19 protein-coding genes are annotated in these 21,285 nt (G+C 61.5%); 11 read left to right on the forward strand and 8 right to left on the reverse strand.

All coding sequences use genetic code 11. The features are described 5' to 3' along the window. Nucleotides 1–192 precede the first annotated feature (192 nt). Entirely contained in the window at nt 193–978 is a 786-nt protein-coding gene (locus FHX14_RS11485) for a methyltransferase domain-containing protein (protein WP_184377179.1), read from the reverse strand. A gap of 115 nt (nt 979–1,093) precedes the next feature. Here FHX14_RS11485 and FHX14_RS11490 point away from each other — a divergent pair, with 115 nt between their 5' ends. From FHX14_RS11490 to FHX14_RS11500, 3 genes are read left to right on the forward strand one after another with little or no spacing between them, the layout of a single operon-like run. Further along, complete coding sequence (locus tag FHX14_RS11490; protein WP_184377180.1) at nt 1,094–2,230, forward strand: ABC transporter substrate-binding protein; 1,137 nt, start codon at nt 1,094–1,096, stop codon at nt 2,228–2,230. A gap of 7 nt (nt 2,231–2,237) precedes the next feature. Further along, on the forward strand, nt 2,238–3,308 hold the full coding sequence (locus tag FHX14_RS11495; protein ID WP_184377181.1) for an iron ABC transporter permease: 1,071 nt from the start codon (nt 2,238–2,240) through the stop codon (nt 3,306–3,308). Then, nucleotides 3,302–4,054, forward strand: coding sequence for an ABC transporter ATP-binding protein (locus tag FHX14_RS11500; protein WP_184377182.1), 753 nt, complete (start codon nt 3,302–3,304; stop codon nt 4,052–4,054). Before FHX14_RS11495 ends, FHX14_RS11500 begins: the two co-directional genes overlap by 7 nt. Nucleotides 4,055–4,163: 109 nt before the next feature. On the opposite strand, the gene FHX14_RS11505 is transcribed toward FHX14_RS11500, so the two are convergent. The 4 genes from FHX14_RS11505 to FHX14_RS11520 all read right to left on the reverse strand — a co-directional run bounded on the left by FHX14_RS11505 (nt 4,164) and on the right by FHX14_RS11520 (nt 8,437). Further along, complete coding sequence (locus FHX14_RS11505) at nt 4,164–5,114, reverse strand: sugar-binding transcriptional regulator (protein WP_054182988.1); 951 nt, start codon at nt 5,112–5,114, stop codon at nt 4,164–4,166. Between the two features lie 21 nt (nt 5,115–5,135). Further along, the gene (locus FHX14_RS11510; RefSeq protein ID WP_184377183.1) at nt 5,136–6,602 is read right to left on the reverse strand and encodes an FGGY-family carbohydrate kinase; all 1,467 of its coding nucleotides are present in this window, start codon (nt 6,600–6,602) and stop codon (nt 5,136–5,138) included. Nucleotides 6,603–6,670: 68 nt separating this feature from the next. Continuing rightward, complete coding sequence (locus tag FHX14_RS11515; RefSeq protein ID WP_184377184.1) at nt 6,671–7,627, reverse strand: transketolase family protein; 957 nt, start codon at nt 7,625–7,627, stop codon at nt 6,671–6,673. Beyond that, a complete protein-coding gene (locus tag FHX14_RS11520) occupies nt 7,628–8,437 on the reverse strand; it encodes a transketolase (RefSeq protein WP_012557889.1) in 810 nt (269 codons plus the stop codon). A 214-nt stretch (nt 8,438–8,651) separates the two neighbouring features. Here FHX14_RS11520 and FHX14_RS11525 point away from each other — a divergent pair, with 214 nt between their 5' ends. From FHX14_RS11525 to FHX14_RS11545, 5 genes are all read left to right on the forward strand, one after another. Next, complete coding sequence (locus FHX14_RS11525; protein ID WP_012557890.1) at nt 8,652–9,632, forward strand: ABC transporter permease; 981 nt, start codon at nt 8,652–8,654, stop codon at nt 9,630–9,632. Between the two features lie 118 nt (nt 9,633–9,750). Next, a complete protein-coding gene (locus FHX14_RS11530; protein ID WP_003586088.1) occupies nt 9,751–10,680 on the forward strand; it encodes a sugar ABC transporter substrate-binding protein in 930 nt (309 codons plus the stop codon). Between the two features lie 28 nt (nt 10,681–10,708). Continuing rightward, nucleotides 10,709–12,187, forward strand: a complete 1,479-nt coding sequence (locus FHX14_RS11535) for a sugar ABC transporter ATP-binding protein (protein ID WP_184377185.1) — start codon at nt 10,709–10,711, stop codon at nt 12,185–12,187. 77 nt (nt 12,188–12,264) lie between these two features. Next, entirely contained in the window at nt 12,265–13,053 is a 789-nt protein-coding gene (locus tag FHX14_RS11540; RefSeq protein ID WP_003594163.1) for an SDR family oxidoreductase, read from the forward strand. A gap of 222 nt (nt 13,054–13,275) precedes the next feature. After that, nucleotides 13,276–14,058 (forward strand): glucose 1-dehydrogenase, encoded by a 783-nt coding sequence (locus FHX14_RS11545; protein ID WP_003594161.1) that lies wholly within the window; start codon nt 13,276–13,278, stop codon nt 14,056–14,058. Between the two features lie 327 nt (nt 14,059–14,385). Here FHX14_RS11545 and FHX14_RS11550 read toward each other — a convergent pair whose 3' ends face one another. Then, nucleotides 14,386–15,153: an SDR family oxidoreductase gene (locus FHX14_RS11550; protein WP_184377186.1), complete on the reverse strand. Its 768-nt coding sequence runs from the start codon at nt 15,151–15,153 to the stop codon at nt 14,386–14,388. A 339-nt stretch (nt 15,154–15,492) separates the two neighbouring features. On the opposite strand from FHX14_RS11550, the gene FHX14_RS11555 reads away from it, so the two are divergent. The 3 genes from FHX14_RS11555 to mobB are packed head-to-tail and all read left to right on the forward strand — an operon-like array spanning nt 15,493 to nt 17,558. Next, nucleotides 15,493–16,401 (forward strand): DMT family transporter, encoded by a 909-nt coding sequence (locus FHX14_RS11555; RefSeq protein WP_184377187.1) that lies wholly within the window; start codon nt 15,493–15,495, stop codon nt 16,399–16,401. A gap of 9 nt (nt 16,402–16,410) precedes the next feature. Further along, nucleotides 16,411–17,040: a molybdenum cofactor guanylyltransferase MobA gene (mobA, locus tag FHX14_RS11560; protein WP_003594155.1), complete on the forward strand. Its 630-nt coding sequence runs from the start codon at nt 16,411–16,413 to the stop codon at nt 17,038–17,040. Beyond that, complete coding sequence (gene mobB / locus FHX14_RS11565) at nt 17,037–17,558, forward strand: molybdopterin-guanine dinucleotide biosynthesis protein B (RefSeq protein ID WP_003594154.1); 522 nt, start codon at nt 17,037–17,039, stop codon at nt 17,556–17,558. Before mobA ends, mobB begins: the two co-directional genes overlap by 4 nt. On the opposite strand, the gene FHX14_RS11570 is transcribed toward mobB, so the two are convergent. After that, entirely contained in the window at nt 17,490–19,658 is a 2,169-nt protein-coding gene (locus FHX14_RS11570) for a response regulator (RefSeq protein ID WP_281414165.1), read from the reverse strand. The genes mobB and FHX14_RS11570 overlap by 69 nt on opposite strands. Beyond that, nucleotides 19,630–21,141, reverse strand: a complete 1,512-nt coding sequence (locus FHX14_RS11575) for an ATPase domain-containing protein (protein ID WP_012557899.1) — start codon at nt 21,139–21,141, stop codon at nt 19,630–19,632. Before FHX14_RS11575 ends, FHX14_RS11570 begins: the two co-directional genes overlap by 29 nt. Nucleotides 21,142–21,285 lie beyond the last annotated feature (144 nt).

The following is a 21,285-nucleotide window of genomic DNA, read 5'->3' on the forward strand; positions in this document are numbered from 1 at the left end:
CGGCAGGCTCCCTCTTCTCCCCAGCGGGGAGAAGATGCCCTTCAGGGCAGATGAGGGGGGCGCGACGACAGGAGCGCATGCGCTGAGCGCAAGCGAAGGGCAATAGTAAATGGCGTGCCGTGCCGCCCCCTCATCCGACCCTTCGGGCCACCTTCTCCCCGCTGGGGAGAAGAGGGAGAAGCCGCAGCCCCCTCACCCAGGCTTACGCGCACAAATCGCAAACCGCTCCTGCACCATCCGCTCCAGCCCCCGCAGAAACGGCATCTTCCGCGCCTGCGCCCAGTGAATGTCCCCAAGCTTGCGGTCGATCACGATGTCGACAAAACCGGCGTTGCGCAGAAGCTCGACGATCGCTTCGGCAGGCATCTCATGGGAGAAATGCACGCGGGAGCGGATCTTCTGGTGCCGCGCCATCATCTCAGGCGACATGTGGCTCGCCGCCGGCTTGCCCGTGAGCTTCGTCCAAAGCTTCTGCAGGCCCTTGACCCAGGTCTCCCTGCCCATGTTGCCGTCGACGATCAGCACTTTGCCGCCCGGCTTCAGCACCGCGAACCATTCTTTGAAGGCCGACGCCGGATCCACCAGCGTCCAGACGAGATGCCGGTTGGTGATGGCGTCGTAGCTGTCCTTCGGCTCCATGGTGTTTTCGGCGTCGCCGGAAACGAAGCGGATATCGGTGCCGCGTTTCTTCGCCTTGGCGCGCGCCTGCGCCAGCATCGCATCCGACCAGTCTAGCCCGGTGACCTTGAAGCCGACATCGTTCATCAGATGCGAGATCACGGCGGTGCCGCAGGCAAGATCGAGCGCTGCCCGTCCCTGCCCCGCGCCGAGATGCTTACGGATCAACCGCTGCCAGCCCTTTCGCTCGCCTTCAGAAAAGATTTCATGGCCGACGCTCTGGTCGAAGGTTTCAGCCCTCTCCGACCAGAAATCGCGGATTTCGTCGCGGATGGAGTAATTTGTATTCATCGAATTCATCTTGAGAGCCCCGGCATCGGATCAGTTTGGAAACGCTCTAAAACATATAACTTGATTAACAAAGTCATATTTCTTATGCCTGCGGACATTATTCAGACGTCAGGGGAATTTCCAGATGAATTTCGTGAAAATGCTCGCAGTTTCCGCAGCTGCGATTGCCGGCTTGATGCCGCTTTCGGCTTGGGCGCAGTCCTTCACCATCAAGGATGTCGCGGGCCGCGAAATCAGCTTCGACAAGCCGGTCGAGCGTGTGATCCTTGGGGAAGGCCGCATGCTCTACGCCGTCGCGCCGATCGAGAAGGAAGATCCCTTCGCCAAGATCGTCGGCTGGCGCAACGATCTCTGGACCACCGACAAGGACGGTTTCAACGCCTATGTCGAGAAATTCCCTAAGGGCAAGGACCTGTCCTTTCTCGGCAATCTGACGGACGGCACGCTGCAGACCGAGACGGTCGTCAAGCTGCATCCCGATGTGCTGCTGCTGCCGATCGGCAACAAGACGGCAGCCGACGAGGTGAAGCTCGAGGACATGCTCGCCGGCATCGGCGTCAAGATCGTCTATATCGATTTTCGCGAGCACATCCTCGCCAACACCGAGCCGAGCCTGAAGATCCTCGGCAAGCTCTTCGGTCATGAGGACCGCGCCGAAGCCGTCGCGGCCTATTGGAAGGAGCAGATGGCGCGGGTGACCGACAGGCTGAAGGCGGCCAATCCGCCAAAGCCGAACGTCTTCATGTACCGCGCCGCCGGCCTGGTGGAATGCTGCGGCACCTTCGGGCCTGACAATTTCGGCCTGATGGTCGATTGGGCCGGCGGCCATAATCTCGGCTCCGATTTCCTGCCCGGCTACACCGGCTCGATCAATGCCGAGCAGGTCGTCGCTTCCAACCCCGATGTCATCGTCGTCACCGGCTCCAACTGGAGCCAGACCAAGGACGCCAAGGACTTCGTCAATGTCGGCCCGAATGCCGCATCCACCTTCGGCGACAGCCGCAAGGCGCTGAACACGCTGATGGAAAATCCGGCTTTCACCGGCTCCAGGGCGGTTGCCGGCGGCAATGTCCATGCGATCTGGCATCAGTTTTATACCAGCCCCTATCAATTCGTCGCCGTCCAGCAACTCGCCAAGTGGTTCCACCCAAACCTCTTTGCCGATCTCGATCCGGATGCCACCTTCAAGGAATTCCACGAAAAATTCCTGCCGGTCGCCTATCAGCCGGGCTACTGGGTCGACGCCAAGGCAGCTGAGTAAAGCAGATATGGCCGAGATCGCCGCCATATCGATCGAAGCCGAAGCCGGGAGGGAGCGCTACCGCGCGCTCGCCCGGCGCAAGCTGTTGATCCTCGCCGCCATGACGGCAGCGCTCTGTCTTTCATTTGCCGTCGATCTCGCCTGGGGCCCGGCCCGCTACAGCCTCAGTGAGGTCGTGGCCGCCCTCCTCGACCCCTCCTCCGTTTCGGATCAGGTCCGCGCCGTCGTCTGGAACATCCGCATGCCGGTCGCCATCATGGCGATCGTCGTCGGCGCCTCGCTCTCCGTTGCCGGCGCGCAGATGCAGACGATCCTCGCCAATCCGCTCGCCAGCCCCTTCACACTCGGCATTTCGGCGGCGGCAAGCTTCGGCGCAGCCCTTGCGATCGTCACCAGCGTTCCGCTTCTGCCGGTGGCCGCCGGCCTGCTCGTGCCGGTCAATGCTTTCGTCATGGCGCTGATTGCCACGCTCTTCATCCATTTCGTCTCGCAGGCCCGCGGCGTCTCGGTGCAGACGGTGGTGCTGCTCGGCATTGCCCTGGTTTTCACCTTCAATGCGGCCCTCGCCTTCCTGCAATATCTCGCCTCCGAGCAGGCGCTGTCGGCGGTCGTCTTCTGGACGATGGGCAGCCTGACCAAGGCGACATGGCCGAAAATCTGGGTGACGCTCGCCGTCTTGCTGATCGCGTTGCCGCTCTTTGCCCGCAATGCCTGGGCGCTGACCGCCATCCGCCTCGGCGAGGACAAGGCCGCCAGCTTCGGCGTCAATGTCCGCCGCATCCGGCTGGAAACCATGCTGGTTGTCTCGCTGCTTGCCGCAGTCCCCGTCAGCTTCGTCGGCACCATCGGTTTTGTCGGCCTGGTCGGGCCGCATATCGCCCGCATGATTCTCGGCGAGGATCAGCGCTTCTTCCTGCCGGGCTCGATCCTGTCAGGCGCACTGTTGCTGTCGCTGACCTCGATCGTCTCGAAGTCGATCATCCCCGGCGTCGTCTTTCCGATCGGCATCATCACCGCGCTGGTCGGCGTGCCCTTCTTCTTCTCGCTCATCCTCTCGAACAGGAGCCGGTCATGGTAGCGCTTCAGTTGCAATCGGTCGGCGCCTATCATGGCCGCAAGCTCTTCGTCGAGAACGTGACGACACCCGTAATGAAATCCGGCGAGATCGTCGCGGTCATCGGCCCGAACGCCGCCGGCAAGTCGACGCTTTTCAAGCGCATCACCGGCCTGCTCAAGGGCCCGGGCCATGTCGTCGTCGAAGGCTCGAAGGTAAAAAACGCCATCAGCTACATGCCGCAGGATAGCTCGGCCAATGCGGTGCTGACCGTCTACGAATCCATCCTGCTCGCCCGCAAGCAAGGCCAGTCCTGGGCGGTCGGCGACAGCGACCTGCGCTTCATCGACGAGATCATGGCAGCACTTGATATCACCGCGCTGGCCTTCCGCGATCTCGGAGCGCTGTCCGGCGGCCAGCGCCAGCTCGTCTCGATCGCCCAGGCGCTCGTCCGTGAGCCCGAGATCATGCTGATGGACGAACCCACAAGCGCGCTCGACCTCCACCGCCAGGTCGAGGTCCTCGATTTCATGCGCCGCCGGGCCCGCGCAAAAGGCATGCTGGTGCTGATCGCCATCCACGACCTCAACCAGGCGCTCCGCTTCGCCGACAAAGTCCTCCTCATCGCCAACGGCCGCATGCGCGCCTGCGGCGCCCCAAGAGATGTGGTCACCGCCGAGATGCTGCGGGAGATTTATAGGGTCGAGGCACGGGTGGAAAAATGCTCGCTGGACCACGATCACGTGATCGTCGACGGGACGGCGCATTGACGCGATAGAGCCTTTCCTAACGCGCCAATACCCAAGAGAGCTCATCCTGAGGTGCGTAGCCCAGAGGGCGAAGCCTCGAAGGACGAGGCGGCGCTCCACCCTGCCTTCGTCAATCGATCAATCGCTGCGCCGTAAACTTGTCCGTCACCAGCATGTCGATGACCCCCACCCGCAGCGCGCCGGCGATAGCGTCAGTCTTTTTCGACCCGCCGGCAAGAGCGATAACCCGCTCCACCCGCTCGAGATCCTCAAGCGGAAGCCCGATGACCCGATCATCAAGGGGTGTCTTGACCGGCTTGCCGTTTTTATCGAAGAAGCGCAGCGAGATATCGCCGACGGCGCCCGCTTCGGCGAGATCGGACAGTTCGCGGGATGAAAAGATGTTGCCGGACCGTGCGAGAAGTTCGGACGGTTCGACGGCGCCTATACCGACGATCGCGAGCGTTATGCTGCCGAACAGGTCCATCGTCTCGCGGACGTACGGATCGGCCTGCATCAGAAGTTTTGCTTCTCGGGATGACGTCACGCCCTGCACGGGGAGCAGTTTCGGCTCGGCGCCGGTCAGCCGCGCAAGCCGCGTGGTCAGCTGCGTCGCATGCGTCTGCACGGAAGGATCGCCCATGCCTCCAAGGGTCTGGACGACATATTTCACCTGAGCGCTCTTCTGCGGATGAATGTTCTCGACCATCTTGAAAATGGTCTGACTCCAGCTCGAAACGCCGATGATCTCCCCCGGCGCAAGCGTCACCTCCAGCAGATGCGCCGCGGCCTCGCCGATGCGGGCCATGATGGCGCCGTCCCGATCTTCCGTGCATTCGACGACGATCGCCTCCGGCAGATCGTATTTCTCGCGAAGCGCGCTCTCGAGTTCGCTGTAGGTGCCGACGGGAGGGATCACGCTGGTTCTGACGATATCTTCAGCCTCGGCGCGCTTGAGCATGCGCGACACCGTCGCCTGCGACAGGCGAAGGTGCTGTGCGATCTCCGCCTGCCGCCGCCCCTCGATATGGTACATCTGGGCGACCCTTGAAATGAGGCGGAGTTCGTTGAGGCGAGTCATCGCTAATCCCAGAGTGAATTTTTATTCACCTTTAGCCTTTGTTTCGCGGGCCGTCGAGCGGGCGAGCGCATCATTCCAGCTATCGAGAAGCACCGCTCGATCCACGGATTGCGGCTGGATGGTTTGCGACTTTCGCGGCAGCCCCGCCACCATGTCGAGATCGCTCCACAAGCCGAGTGACAGCCCCGCCAGATAAGCAGCGCCCAAAGCCGATGCCTCGGGAGCTTCGCATTGGATCACCGGATGGTCGATGAGATCGGAGACACACTGCATCAGGAAGCGGTTCTGGCTCGGTCCGCCATCCACATAGAGCGCGCCGAGCGCACCGCCGCTCTGCGCCCGCATGGCCGCGATCACGTCATGCACCTGCAAGGCGATGGAATCGGTGACCGACCGCGCCATTTGCGCCCGCGTGGTATTGAAGTTGATCTGGGAGAACAGGGCGCGGGCATCGGCATTCCAGTAAGGTGCCCCCAGCCCCACGAATGCCGGCACGAAGCCGGGTCCGCCCGGCTCGGCACTTTCCGCAAGTTCGACAAGCGCCGCCACATCCGCAAGGCCGAGAATATCAGCCATCCAGGGAAGACTGGCGGCGCAGACGAGAATATTGCCTTCGAAAGCGAAGGTCGGCTTTCCCCCGATACGCCATGCGACCGTGGTTGTGACGCCGTTGCGCGGGGCAATGTATTGCGCAAGCGTCGTCATGATGGAAGAGCCGGTTCCGAAGGTCACCTTGCCGTCGCCCGGCGTGAAGGCGCCGTGACCGAACAGGGCAGCGTGGCTGTCGCCGATCGCGGCCATGATGGGCGTGCCATCCGCCACCCCCGGCAATCCCTGCGTTCTGCCGAAATCGGCAGAACTGTCGAGCACCTCGGGAAGGAGCGCGATATCCACGCCGAAGATCTCGCCAAGCTCCTTGCTCCATCTCTGCTCCCGCAGATCGAACAACTGGCTCCTGGCGGCATTCGACGCATCGCAAACATGCCGGCGCCCGCCGGTCAGGCAGTGGACCAGCCAGCTGTCGACCGTTCCCAGCCGCACCGATCGCCCGGCCGGAACACTGTCGAGCAGCCATCGGAACTTGGAACCCGGAAACATCGGATCCAAGGGCAGGCCTGTGAGCGCCTGCACCCGGTCGAGGTGGCCCTCGGCAATGAGCCGTTCGCAATCGGGTGCCGTTCGGCGGCACTGCCAGCTGACCAACGGTCCAAGCGCTTCTCCCGTTTCGGCGTCCCAGGCAGTGACGGATTCACGCTGGTTGGAAATCGCCACGGCCTCGATGGTGACAGCCGAGCTGGCCTTCAGGCAGGCGTCGACCGCTTCGCGGACCGAGGCGTAAAGCCGGCGCGGGTCCTGTTCAACCCAGCCCGGCTTCGGATAGGAGATGCCGACGGGAGCCGAACCTCTGCCGACGATTTCTCCCTTTTCGGAAACGAGAACTGCCTTTGAATTGGTCGTGCCCTGGTCGATCGCCAGAATTGCCCGCATTCTATCCTCCCCGGATCAGGTGGCTGCCGGGCGACAAATGCGCCCCGGCCGCTTCACGCGATCCCCAGTTACTTGCGCTTGATCAGCGCCTGTGCAGCGTCGGCGATTGCCGACGGCGCCATCCCGAACTCGTCGAGCAGGAACTCTGCCGAACCTGTGGGGGCATAGACGCCGGGAACGCCGAGACGCTTCATCGGGACTGGAGCATTGTCGACCACCACTTCGGCGACTGCGGAACCGAGCCCGCCAAAGATCGAATGCTCTTCGGCTGTGACGATCGCTCCGGTTTCCCTAGCCGCGGCGATGATAGCCTCCTCGTCGATTGGACGAACCGTCGCAAGGTTCAGAACCCTGGCATTGATGCCGCGGTCCGCGAGGATTTCGGCAGCCTTCAGAATTCGATGAGTCAAAGTGCCGTTGGCAATAAGGGTGACGTCGGAACCCTGGCGAAGGAGATTTGCCTTCCCGAGTTCGAACCTGTGCCCCTCCGGAAGCAGGTCGGGCACGCCAACGCGAGACAGACGCAGGAAACAAGGCCCGTTATAGGTCGCGGCCCACGCAACGGCAGCGGCGGTTTCAATGCGGTCACATGGTGCAATGACCGGAAGGTTGGGCAGCACCCGCGTCCAGGCGAAGTCTTCGATCGAGTGATGCGTCGGACCGAGTTCGCCATATGCCATTCCGGAAGAAATGCCCACCAGCTTGACGTTGGCATTCGAGTAGGAAATATCGGCCTTGATCTGCTCCAGCGACCGGCCCGTCAGAAACGGAGCAGCGGCGCATACGAATGGAAGGCGTCCGCCGTTGGCAAGGCCTGCTGCAACGCCAACCATGTTCTGCTCGGCTATGCCGACATTGACGAGGCGCTCTCCGAACTTCGCCTTGAAGCCGCCGAGCTTGGAGGAGCCGACGGAGTCGTTGCAAACGGCAACGATCGTGTCGTTTTCGGCTGCCAACCGTTCAAGCGTAGAGGCGAATGCGTCGCGGCAATCATAGAGCTTGGGTGGGTTTACTGACGCGTTCATTTAGAGTGCCTCCGACAATTCTGCCAATGCAATTTCGTACTGTTCCTTGTTCGGCACCTTGTGGTGCCAGTCGACCCGGTCTTGCATGAACGATATTCCGTGGCCCTTGTTGGTATGGGCGACGATGCAATGAGGTCTTGATCCCCGGTGTTCGAGAGCCGGAACGACTTCGCTCATCGTGTTCCCGTTGATCTCGGTGACCTCCCAATCGAAGGCCTCGAGCTTCGGACGAAGCGGAGCGAGATCATTGGTTTCGGCGAGCGCCGCACCCTGCTGGAACCTGTTGTGATCGATGACCAGGGTCAAGTTGTCGAGTTTGAACTGAGCGGCCGCCATGATCGCTTCCCAGTTCGAACCCTCCTGCATCTCACCGTCGCCGGTGACGACGTAGGTATGATATTTCGCGCCTGAGAGCTTGGCGGCTTTCGCCATTCCGACTGCCACCGGAAGACCGTGGCCCAGCGGACCGGTATTCGTTTCGACGCCGGGAACCTTGTTGCAATTCGGATGCCCGTTCAGCCTCGAATGCGGCTGCAGAAAGGTGGAGACCTCCTCCTCCGGAATGAAGCCGCGTTTTGCCAGCGTCACATAGAGAGCACACGCCGTATGTCCCTTTGAAAGGACGAACCTGTCGCGGTCGGGATGTCCAGGCTGATCCGGCCAGACATTCAGGACACGAAAATAGAGCGCCGCCAAAATGTCGATGACCGACATCTCCCCGCCAATATGGCCGGCGCCCGCTTCAAAGACCGCCTGCAGATCGCGCAATCGGATCTCGCGGGCGATGCGCTCGAGTTCTATCGTATCCATGGGTTCCTCGCGTGTGCATAAATATTCACTTATCAATATTTTTGCACAAGAAGCCGATTAGTCAAGCCCCTTATACGATCCAACAACAGCGAACGCCCTGAGCAAATCTTGTTGACAGCCAGAAAGCAACTTGTTAATGAATTTTCCAACAGGCGTGAATAATTATTCGAGCCTGCACAAATATCGGATACAAGCCTAGGCATAGGGAGGAGCAATGGTGGCGCTCGACATCAATGAACACAGGCTTTCGTCCGGAGCCTGGCTGAGCAAGCTCAAGGGAGCAACCGGCCCGCTCGTCGGACTGCTCGCGCTGTGCGTCTTTCTGAGCTTGAGCACCGACACGTTTCTTTCGGTTCGAAACGGCCTCAACATCCTCGATCAGATCACCGTTCTCGGCATCATGGCGGTTGGAATGACCTTCGTCATCCTGATCGGCGGCATCGATCTCTCGGTCGGCTCGGCGCTTGCCCTGGCGATGATGGTCATGGGCTGGACCGCCAATGTCGCCGGCCTGCCGCTGCCGGTCGCGATCGCTTTTGCTCTGGTCGCATCGGGAGTTTCGGGCCTGATCGTCGGACTTCTGGTGACACAGTTCAGGGTCCCGGCCTTTATTGCCACTCTTGCGATGATGTCCGCCGCTCGCGGCGTCGCCAATATGATCACGGACGGCCAGCAGATCGTCGGATTCCCCGACTGGTTCATGATGCTGGCAATCGACCGCCATTTCGGCGTGTTGACCGCCACCGTGTTTCTCATGCTTGCGGTGGTTCTTGCGGCATGGCTTTTCCTGCACTTCCGCTCCGAAGGTCGCATGCTTTATGCGGTCGGAGGAAATCCGGAAGTCGCGCGCCTCGCCGGTATCAACGTCCCGCTCGTGACGATTGGCGTCTACGTCGTAAGTTCAGTCCTTGCCGGCCTCGCAGGCATCGTACTCGCAGCAAGGCTGGATTCAGTCCAACCATCAAGCGGTCTGGGCTATGAACTGGACACCATTGCTGCGGTCGTCATCGGCGGCACGTCGCTCTCCGGCGGCGCCGGCGGCATCGGGGGAACGCTGATCGGCGTTCTTATCATCGGTGTGCTTCGCAACGGTCTCAACCTTCTCAACGTCTCGCCGTTCCTTCAGCAGGTGATCATCGGCATCGTCATCGTGCTCGCGGTCGGCGCGGAAACCATTCGCAGGCGTCGCGCCTGACGAGCGGGGTCCGCCGCGTTGGCGGACCCGAAAATTCCGCTCCAAGGGTTTGGGGCGGATCAATACCCCGAGGGGGAGGACATACCCGAGGGTTCCATCAAACAACGGAGGAAATACAATGAAAATTGCGCGCACCATGCTCGCTTCTGCTGCACTGCTCGGCCTCACGCTCGGCCCCGTACACGCAGCCGAACTGAAGAAGCTCGGCTTGGCCGTTGCCAACCTTCAGGCAAACTTCTTCAACCAGATCAAGCAATCGGTCGAAGCCGAAGCCAAGAAGCGCGGCATCGAAGTTGTCACGGTCGACGCAAAGGGCGACGGGCCGACCCAGGTCAACCAGATCCAGGATCTTCTGACCCAGAAAATCGACGCGCTGATCTACATTCCGGCCGGTGCGGCCGCTGCGACCGTTCCGGTCAAGCTCGCGAAGAGCGCCGGCATCCCGGTCGTAAACGTCGACCGCAACGCCGAGGGAGCACCGGGCGATACATTCCTTGCGACCGATTCCGTCGCCTCTGCCAAGGCGGTATGCGACTACATCCTCAAGGAAGCCGGCGGCAAGGGTAAGATGGTGATCATCCACGGCCAGAAGGGCACGACGCCGGAAGTCGATCGCTCGAAGGGCTGCGCTGAATCCCTGAAGGCATATCCTGATGTGAAGGTTGTCGCCGAGCAGTTCTCCAACATCTGGAGCCAGGACGAAGGCTTCCAGATCATGCAGAACATGCTGCAGGCAAACCCGGACGTTTCGATCGTCTTCGCACAGGCCGACGGTCTCGCACTTGGCGCCGCGCAGGCGATCAAGGTCGCCAATCCGTCGCAGAAGATCGTCGTTGGCGGCTTCGATGGCGACACCGCGGCGCTTGAAGCCCTCAGCAAGGGTGTCTTCAACGTCACTGCGACGCAGCAGACGCAGAAAATGGGCCGTGACGCGGTTGAAAATGCCGCCAAGCTTGTCGCCGGAGAAAAGGTGCCCCCGGTCCAGCTCCTGGATGCCACGCTGACAACCAAGGAAAACGTCGCAGGCTTCATCGCCAACCATCCGTGATGACGTCGAGATCTTGAGGAGGTGTGCGATGACTGATCCAGTTCTTTCCCTGAGGGGCATATCCAAGTGGTATGGGCCGCTCCAGGTGCTGAAGGATGTCAGCTTGGACGTTTATCCGGGCGAAGTGGTTGCACTTCTCGGTGAAAACGGAGCGGGCAAGTCGACGCTGTCGGGCATCATTGCCGGGTCACGCACGCCCTCCGAAGGATCAATGACATGGCTGGGGCAGCCTTATGCCCCGGCCACCCCAAGGGAAGCCATAGACAAGGGCGTTGTCCTGATCCATCAGGAGCTTCAGCTTCTGCCGCAGCTATCGATCGCGGAAAACGTCTTCATCGGACGCTGGCCGATGAAGAACGGTGTCGTCGACCGTGCCCAGATGGTTCGTCGGGCCCAGGACCAGCTCGCGCGCTTGAACCTTCATATCCCGGCAACGCGAACGGTCGCCGGCCTTTCCACAGCAAATCAGCAGCTCATCGAAATCGCCAAGGCGCTGGCTCTCAACGCAAAGCTCCTGATCCTCGATGAGCCGACAGCCGCGCTTGGCGGCGCGGAGACCGAAGCTCTCTTCGAACAGGTTCGCAAGCTCCGCTCGGAGGGCGTGGGCATCGTCTACATTTCCCACCGCATGGAAGAGATCAAACAGATAACCAACCGGATCGTCGTTCTTCGCGACGGGGAACGGGTGCAGGAATTCTCGGACAGCGCGACCCCGGTGCGAACGATTGTCGAGAGCATGGTTGGACGCCCGCTCGACCGCTTGTTCCCCACCCTGCCCGTTCCGACAGACCGCCCAGTCCTCCAGGTGTCCGGGCTGAGTTCGCCGGACAATTCGTTCCGGGACGTAACCTTCGAGGTGCGGGCCGGAGAAATTCTCGGGATCGCCGGTTTGGTCGGCGCCGGCCGCACCGAACTGGTGCGCGCGATTTCGGGCGCCGATCCGATCAGTGCCGGTTCGATCACGCTGGAAGGCGAGGAACTGAGGCTGCGCGATCCGGCGGACGCGATCGCCAAGGGCATTGTGATGGTTCCGGAAGACCGCAAGGAACAGGGCCTGGTCGTCGGGCACCGGATCAGCGAGAACATTATCTACGCTAATCTCGACAAACTGGGCGGCGGTTGGATTACTCCGAGCGTCAAGCGCTCGTTTGCGCAAAAGGCAGTTGCCAAGTTCGGCGTCAAGGGCCGTGCCGAGCAGTATGCTTCCGACCTTTCTGGCGGCAACCAGCAGAAGGTCGTGATCGCAAAGTGGCTCATGCGTGATCCCAAGGTCGTCGTGCTCGACGAACCGACGAGAGGCATCGATGTCGGCGCTCGCGCAGGCATCTACGACATCATCGTCAATCTTGCCAAACAGGGCGTGGCGGTCATCGTCGTAAGCTCGGACCTCGAGGAAGTTCTCGGAGTCTCCAACCGCATTCTCGTGCTTGCCCAAGGCAAGCAGGCGGGAATCCTCGATCGTGACCAGGCAAATGACGTCTCGGTCATGGAGCTAGCTACCATCTAAAGCAATTCCAGCAAAAGTGTGCAGCGGTTTTGCGCCAGGAATTGCGTGAAAGAAAACAGAAAGAGAAAGGAAGAGCGGTGTCCGACATCACTCTGAACGCCCCAAAGCTTTTCGATCTCAGCGGCCAGGTTGCCATCGTCACCGGGGCCGGAAGCGGCATCGGGCAGCGCATTGCCATCGGCCTTGCCCAATGCGGCGCCGACGTGGCCCTGCTCGACCGTCGAACCGACGACGGATTGGCCAGGACGGCCGAACATATCAGCGCCGCCGGCCGCCGCTCGATCCAGATCGCGGCTGACGTTACGAACAAATCTTCGCTTGGCGATGCGGTCGCACGCACCGAAGCCGATCTCGGCGCCTTGACGCTTGCCGTCAACGCTGCAGGCATCGCGAACGCGAACCCGGCGGAGGAGATGGAGGAGGACCAATATCAGACGTTGATGGATATCAACCTGAAAGGCATCTTCCTTTCCTGCCAGGCCGAGGCTCGCGCCATGCTTAAGAACGGACGCGGCTCCATCGTCAACATTGCTTCCATGTCGGGCGTGATCGTCAACCGGGGGCTGAACCAGGCGCATTACAACGCCTCCAAGGCGGGCGTCATCCATATGTCGAAGTCGTTGGCCATGGAATGGGTCGGCCGCGGCATTCGCGTCAACACCATTTCCCCTGGATACACGGCGACGCCCATGAACACCCGTCCGGAGATGGTCCACCAGACCAAGCTCTTCGAAGAGCAGACGCCGATGCAGCGCATGGCTGATGTCGACGAGATGGTCGGTCCGGCCGTGTTCCTGCTGTCGAATGCAGCAAGCTTCGTGACCGGCGTCGATCTTCTCGTCGACGGTGGTTTCTGCTGCTGGTGAGCCGATGCGGCGTTCACCGCCGGCAAGTCGAAATGAACGGTCTCGCTTCCTCCCTGGCTGAGATCGAGGCTGAAGGGAGCAACGGGCCAGACGGCGTGCGATATCGTCGTCTGCCCGCCCTTCACGCCGATCGGACAATCTGTCGCCTGAGCTCGAATAATGATCGCAGGGCAGGTGTCGCCCGGATTTGCTGTTTATCGATGGATACCGGAAGGAAAGAGCATGAAACGCTTTGAGCAAAAGACTGTCGTCATTACCGGGGCTAGCCGCGGTATCGGGGCGGCGATCGCCAAGCGGTTTGCGAAAGAAGGCGCCAACCTCGTCGTCTCCGCGAACGAGGACCTGGTCCACGCCGTTGCCGAACAAATCCGGGCCGAAGGCGGCAAGGCGATCTCTTTCATCGGCGACGTCACCGACAAGGCGAGTGTCATCGCCCTCTATGATGCTGCCGAGACGGAATTCGGCGCTGTCGACGTCTCGATCCAGAATGCCGGCGTCATCACCATTGCCCGGGTCGAGGACTTGACCGAGAACGAATGGGACAAGGTCATGGCTGTTAACACCAAGGGCGTTTTCCTCTGCGCCCAGGAGGCGATATCGCGCATGCGCAAGCACAAGCGCGGCGGCCGCATCATCAACACTGCCTCCGGCCAGGCCCGCGACGGCTTCATTTTCACGCCGCATTATGCCGCCTCAAAAATGGGCGTGGTCGGCATCACCCAGAGCCTTGCCAAGGAAGTCGCGATCGAGAAGATCACCGTCAACGCCTTCTGCCCCGGCATCATCGAAACCGACATGTGGGCCTATAACGACCAGGCCTGGGGCAAACTGCTGGGCAACTACGCCCCCGGCGAGTTGATGAAGGAATGGGTCGAAGGCATCCCGATGAAACGCGCCGGCTCCGGCGAAGACGTCGCCGGCCTGGTCACCTTCCTCGCCAGCGACGACGCCGCCTACATCACCGGCCAGACGATCAATGTCGATGGCGGGTTGATTATGTCGTAGGCGGGCTTGGGGTGGCACTGAAATTGGACGTCATTTGCCTTTCGCTTGCCGCTCAAGGCGTTCGTCGCTGCCGCTCCTCACCCCCCTCATCTGCCTTACGGGCATCTTCTCCCCGCTGGGGCGAAGGGCGAGCAAGACGCACGGTCGCCACACTTATCGCAACGTCTCAAATGGAGCGAGGCGCCGCCGCGATTCCGCTTCTCCCCAGCGGGGGTCCGAAGGACGGGTCGAGACCCGTGGCTCGACCCCGGTCGATGCCGGCAGGCAGATGAGGGGGCCACACGGCACATCTTTCATTGCCTGGGCAAAAATGCCCCCTCAACCACTCTAGGTCCGGCTGATCGAAACCCCGCCATCCGCAAGCATCGCCGTCCCGGTCACGAAGCTCGCCATGTCCGACGCCAGGAACAGCGCCGCATTGGCGATTTCCTCCGGCTGGGCCATGCGCTTCAGCGCATGCAGCCCCTCGACGAAGGCGAGCACCTCTGCCGTCGCATCCGGCGCATTGGTGATGCTGGCCGGCGTGTCGGTGCCGCCGGGCAGCAGGGCGTTGACGCGGATATTCTGCCGCCCGAGTTCGGCGGCGAGCACCTGTACGAAACCGATCAGCCCCGCCTTGCTCGCCGCATAGGCGGCCATGCCCGGCATGCCGGCGGTGTGGCCGACGAAGGTGGAGGTGAAGACCAGCGACCCGCCGCCTTTTCTCATCGCTGCCGACTGGTGTTTGGCGCCGAGGAAGGCAGCGGTGAGATTGGTCTCGATCGTCTCACGCCAGCCCTCCGGCGACATCTCCGCCACCGGCCCCATCTCGCCGAGAATGCCGGCATTGTTGAAGCCGATGTCGAGCCCGCCAAAGCGTGAGACAGCCGTTTCACAAAGCCTTGCCTGCAACCCCTCGTCCCGGACGTCGCCCGATATTGCGACGGCCTGCCCGCCCTCCGCCTCGATTTCGGCGACGACGGCGTCGAGCGCCTCTTGTCGCCTTCCGGTGACCACGAGCCTGGCGCCCTCCCGTGCAAAAAGTTTCGCCGCAGCGCGGCCGATGCCGGAGCTTGCGCCGGTGATGATCGCGACCTTGTCGTTCAGAAGTGTCATGTCCGTTTCTCCTCAGTTATCGAGGCATCCGGAATCTCAAACATAGGGCGCTGCAGCCACCCGTTTCCCGCGCGGGGAAACGAATACCGCCGACAGTCGATGTTTTCGGCCAGCGATCAGCCCCCAGCAGCGGGGGGACAAAAGCCTCGATCCCGCATCGGAAATATCGAAATTCGCGTTGCAAAACGCCACCTTGCCGGATCTGCCACATCCGAACCTGCCGCTGCGTCAGGACCATTGTGCGCTGCATCATCGATTTATCCCGGGTGTGACATTCATCCGATTCCCTTCATGTATCTTCCCGACTAAGAAGGGACGCACAGGTAAGGGAATCTCTTCATGCCACGGTCACGCAATACTGAGGGCGCCATCTATATGAGCATGGCGATGGCCGGGTTTTCCGCGAGCGACGCTCTCTCCAAATCGGTGATCGCCTACATGAACGCCGGCGAAATCATGTGCCTGCGCGGCCTCTTCACCAGCCTGCTCGTTTATCTGATCGCCTGGAAAATGGGCGCTCTGCGCTCCTGGCGCGTGGTGCTGAAGCCGATCATCTTCCTCCGCATCGTCTGCGAGATGTTTTCCGCCGTCACCTATATCACCGCGCTCGGCATGATGCCGATCGCCAATGCCTCGGCGATCCTGCAGTCGCTGCCGCTGGTCGTCACCTTCGGCGCTGCGCTGTTCTTCAACGAGCCGGTCGGATGGCGGCGCTGGTCGGCGATCCTCGTCGGCCTGGTCGGCGTGATGATCATCATTCGCCCCGGGCCGGAAGGGTTCACCGCCGCCGCCCTGCTCTGCGTCACCGCGGTGCTGACGACGGCCGGCCGCGATCTCGCCACCCGCTCGATCGATCCGGAGATTCCCTCGCTGATGATCACCGTCATCACCGCCATCTCCATCTCCTTTTTCGGCGCTTTGCTCATCCCGGTGCTCGGCGGCTGGCAGCCGGTCAGCGCCACGTCGCTCGGTCATCTCCTGCTTGCCTCGGTGCTTGTGCTCGTCGGCTACCAGTCGGTCATCCTCGCCATGCGCACCGGCGAAATTTCCTTCGTCGCGCCGTTTCGCTATACAAGCCTGATCTTTTCCTCGCTGCTCGGCTTTTTCTTCTTTGCCGAAGTGCCGGACAGTTGGATGCTCGTGGGCGCTGCGATCGTCATCGCTTCCGGCCTCTATACGTTCTATCGTGAGGCCAAGCGCCGTGTGCCGCCGATCGCGCAGGAATCTGCGCCGCGCTCACCGGTTTGAGGCAGGATGATGACTGAATTCTCTATCGGCAGATCCGAAATAGCAGGCGTCGTACTGGCCGGAGGCCGCTCGCAGCGCATGGGCCGCGACAAGGCGGGCGCAATGCTCGGGGCCGAAAGCCTGCTCCGCCATGTGCTGACCCGACTCTCGCAGCAAGTCCTTCCCGTTGCCGTCAATGCCGATGCCGCCGCCGAGGATGTGCCGGTGATCCCCGACCGTTTTCGCGGCAAGGCCGGGCCATTGGCCGGCATCCATGCGGCGATGGTCTATGCTGCCGGCCTTCCTGGGATCACCCATGTCGTCACCGTCTCGGTGGATTGCCCGTTCTTCCCGGCCGATCTCGTCGCCCGGCTGGCGGCAGCGCTCGAGCGCCCGTCGCAGATCGCCATCGCCGCCTCCGAAGGCCGCAGCCATCCCGTCTTTGGTCTCTGGCCGGTGACACTCGCCGCCGACCTCGAAGCCTGGATCGTCAGCGACGAAAAGCGCCGCGTGCGCGACTTCCTGTTGCGGCATGACGTTACGGAAGTTTCGTTTCCGCTGCATCCGACGCGCGCCAGCCTGCTAGATCCTTTCTTCAACATCAATACGCCGGATGATCTCGTCGAAGCCGAACGCTGGCTGGAGGCCCTTCGCGCATGACCGCACCCAAAATCTTCGGCATCGCCGGCTGGAAGAACTCGGGCAAGACGGGGCTCGCCGTTCGGTTGGTGACGGAGTTCACCCGCCGCGGCTACAGGATCTCGACGATCAAGCACGCCCATCATGATTTCGATATCGACAAGGTCGGCGCCGACAGCTACCGCCACCGCGAGGCCGGCGCCCATGAGGTCACCATCGTCTCCGGCACCCGCTACGCCATCATGCATGAGCTGCGCGGCGCGCCCGAACCTGAATTCGAGGAGATCCTTGCGCGCCTTGCCCCCTGCGATCTCGTGCTGATCGAAGGCTACAAGCGCGAGCCGATCCCGAAGATCGAGGCCCGCCGCCTGGAGGCCGCCAATCGCCAGCCGCTGGCGCCGAGCGATCCCCATATCTGCGCCATCGCCGCCGACCACGCCGTGACGGATACGGCCCTGCCGGTCTTCGATCTAGACGACACAGGCGCCATCGCCGATTTCATCGCCGGCATCGTCGGTCTCGGGACGCCCCGCCCCTGAGCCGCTTATCCGGCTATCGAACCTGAGAGGCGGATCTGCTTCGCCTGCCACCGCCTTAGCGATTTCCCTGGCAAGCTGGTCCTGGTTATAGGGTTTCGCCAGTCTCGGTAGATCGATGTCGGTGCCGGCGGGAAGATCGGCATAGCCCGTTGCCAACACGATCGGCAGGGACGGATGAATGGCCCGCGCCGCCTCGGCGAGCTGTGCGCCGGTCATGCCGGGCATCGAATAGTCGGTGATCATCAGATCGAAATGCCGGCCGCGCCCGATCAGCTCGAGCGCCTGCGCGCCGGAATTTGCCTCGACGACCTCGTGGCCGAGATCTTCGAGCATGTCGACCGAACTCATGGCGATCAAAGCATCGTCATCGACCAGAAGGATCTTCAGCCGGGATGCAGCCTGCGGTGCGGAGAGCACAGCCTCAGCCGGCCGCTCGGCGCGCTGTTCGGTCGCCGGAAGCCACAATTCGGCGGTCGTCCCTACGCCAAGTTCGCTTGTCAGAACAAGCGCGCCATTGAGCTGAACGGAAAGTCCATGGATCATCGAAAGGCCGAGGCCAGTACCCTTTCCGAGTTCCTTGGTCGAGAAAAACGGATCGACGGCCTTCTTCAGCGTCTCGGCATCCATGCCCGTACCGCTGTCGGCCACCGCCAACACGAGATAGGCTCCCTCACCGAGATCGCCGTCATTGCCGACAACCTGCTCCTCGCGTAGCGAAATCGACAACATTCCGCCATCCGGCATCGCATCGCGGGCATTGACCGCAAGGTTGAGCAGCGCCAGTTCGAGCTGGTTCGCATCGACCAGCGCCGGCGGCAATTTCGCCGGCAAGGTGGTGTCAATACTGATCGAGGATCCGACCGAGCGCCGCAGCAGGTCGTTCATCCCGGAGACCAGATCGGCCAGATCGACGGGCTTGACCTGCAGATCCTGCTGCCTGGCAAAGGCAAGCAAACGCTGTGTCAGCGCCGCCCCTCGGCGCGCGCCCTGAAGCGCCCCGTCGACCAGCCGCATCGCCTTGCCATCTCCGGCAAAATGTTTGCCGAGCAGCTCCAGATTTCCGAGAACCACCATCAACAGATTGTTGAAGTCGTGGGCAACGCCGCCCGTGAGTTGACCTATCGCTTCCATTTTCTGGGATTGGCGGAGCTGCTCTTCGGCTCTCTCCCGCTGAGCAACCTCTTCAAGCAAGGTCTGGTGGGCGGCGTTGACTTCCCTCGTCCGTTCCCTGACGCGCTCCTCGAGATTCTCGTTGAGCCGTCTCAGATTCTCCTCGATGGTCTTGCGAACAGTGGTATCGGAGCAGACCCCGACAAGCTTCCGGGCAGAACCATATCTGTCGGCATAAAGCTGGGCATGAACCTCGGTCCAATGCTCTGATCCATCCGGCCAGATCGTTCTATGCTCGATCGAATAATCGCGTCCCGTATCGATCGTCTGGCGAAGGCGTGCCAGCACAAGGTCGCGATCGTCAGGGTGGATGCTGGCGATCAGATCATCACGCGTCACCTCAACGTCCGGCTCTCGACCGAAGACAGCTTTGCAGGTCGCCGACGCAGACAAGACCATCGAGGATAGTTCCAGCTCCCACGCCCCGAGACGGCCGGCCGCAAGTGCTGTCTGCAACCGCCGCTCTCCCTCGCCTAAAGCCTCCAGCCGGGCGCGCGCTTCATACTGGCGCAGGCGCCCCCTTAATGCAGTCCGCGCAACGCTGATGAAGGACGTCGCATGGAAGGGCCTCTCTAGAAAGGTCACATTGCCAAGGATTTCGGAAAGCTTGGCGGCGGCAGGGTTTCGTTCAGGTCCCCCGCCGCGCTGGGTCAGGACGATGAATGGCAGGTCGGACCAACTCGGTTGGGCGGCAACCCAGGCAGCAATCGGTCTGAGGTCATTTCCGCGGACGGCCTCTTCGGTCAGGACGCCGACCGCGATTTCCTCATCGAGTGACGCGGCGAACTGCCTCAGATCGGCAACAGCTATCGAAGGTAATCCGGTCTGATCGGTCAATGATGCGGCGACCTGTGCGTCGCGTCCGGCCGGTGCGTAGATCAGGGCCTTCGGGTTCGGGAAATTAGGAATTGCCGCCGTCCTTGTTGTCAGTTGGCAAAAGCGGCGCGGATGCTGCGATGAATTCGGGAACCCCGCGGAGCACCCCCTGGAACCCGACGAGAGGATCTCCGAACCGCAAGCCGGTCGCATCGATACGATACTCTCGTATCGTGTCCTCGTGGAAGCCGGTCCTCTTCTTGATCACCGAGACCGCCCGCCGCACCTTTCCCGCAGCTTCGAAGTAGCGCAGCAGAATGACGGTATCGGCGAGATAGGTGACGTCGACGGGCGCCTTCATGTCACCGACCAGTCCGTGCTGGGCAACGGTGAGAAAGGTGTTGGCTCCTTGCCTGTTCAGATATTGCAGCAGTTCGTGCATATGCAAGATCAACGAATTCTCGTCCGGCATTGAAGCCTGGTAGCCGTTGATGCTGTCGATAATCACGGTCTTCGCCCCCGATCTGTCGACAGAAGTACAGACGCGATGGGCAAATTCACCGGGTGACAGCTCGGCGGCATCAAGCTGCTCGATGTGCACCAAACCTTCATCCCTCAGAGCCTCGATATCCATGCCGAGCTGTTTCAGGCGTGTGAACAACAAGCCGAGCTCTTCGTCAAAAATAAAAACCGCCACCTTTTCGCCGCGTGCGACGGCCGCCATCACAAATTGAAAAGAAAAGGTGCTCTTGCCTGTGCCGGCAGGACCGAGGATCAGCGTACTCGACCCTCTTTCAAGCCCGCCGCCCAGAAGCAGGTCCAGCCCGGCAATGCCGCTGGCAAGCTGGTCGCGGACATAACTCGATCTGTGTTCGGCGGCGACGAGGCGCGGAAACACGACGACACCACCGGTTTGGATGGTGAAATCATGGTATCCGCCGCGGAAAGCCTGTCCGCGATATTTCGTCACCCTCAAGCGTCGGCGTTCGGCGCCGTAACTCGGGGCCAGCTCGTCGAGATGAATGACTCCGTGCACGACGCTATGCACCGTCTTGTCGAGGGTGTCAGATGTCAGATCGTCGAGCAGAAGGACGGTTGCACCTTGTCGGGCAAAATAATGTTTGAGCGCAAGGATCTGCCGGCGGTAGCGTAGCGAGCTTTGCGCGAGCAGCCTTATTTCGGACAGGCTGTCGAGAACGACCCGGCTCGGCCTGATCCGCTCGAAAGCTGCGAAAATTTCCTTGGTGGTCTCTCCGAGTTCGAGATCCGACGAGTAAAGCAAACTCTGCTGCTGCTCGGCGTCCAGCAGACTTTCCGGAGGCACGACCTCGAACACCTCGATATTGCCGTCGATCACCATTCCGTGTGAGGCGGCCCCGGCGCGCAGTTCGCTTTCGGTCTCCGAAAGGGTGATATAGAGTCCCCGTTCGCCGAGCCGCGCACCTTCAATCAGGAACTGCAACGCAATCGTGGTCTTCCCCGCCCCCGGATTTCCCTCCAGCAGAAAGACGTGGCCCGTGGAAAGTCCCCCCGCCAGAATTGTGTCCAAACCAGACACTCCGGTCCGGGCTTTCGTGGCAGGCAGTGCAGTATTCATTCATTGTTTCCTTCAGTTTCAGGTGTGAATTAGTGGCGAATGATGGAATGTCAAATCGCCGGCGCAGCATGTTTTCACTCCAGCCAAGTGTCTGCCGGAGTGTTTTAACAAGTGCTGGCGTGGATGCCCGCTCGTTGACGCGAT

Origin of the sequence: Rhizobium sp. BK619 (assembly GCF_014195245.1) — a bacterium.
Lineage (GTDB): Bacteria > Pseudomonadota > Alphaproteobacteria > Rhizobiales > Rhizobiaceae > Rhizobium > Rhizobium acidisoli.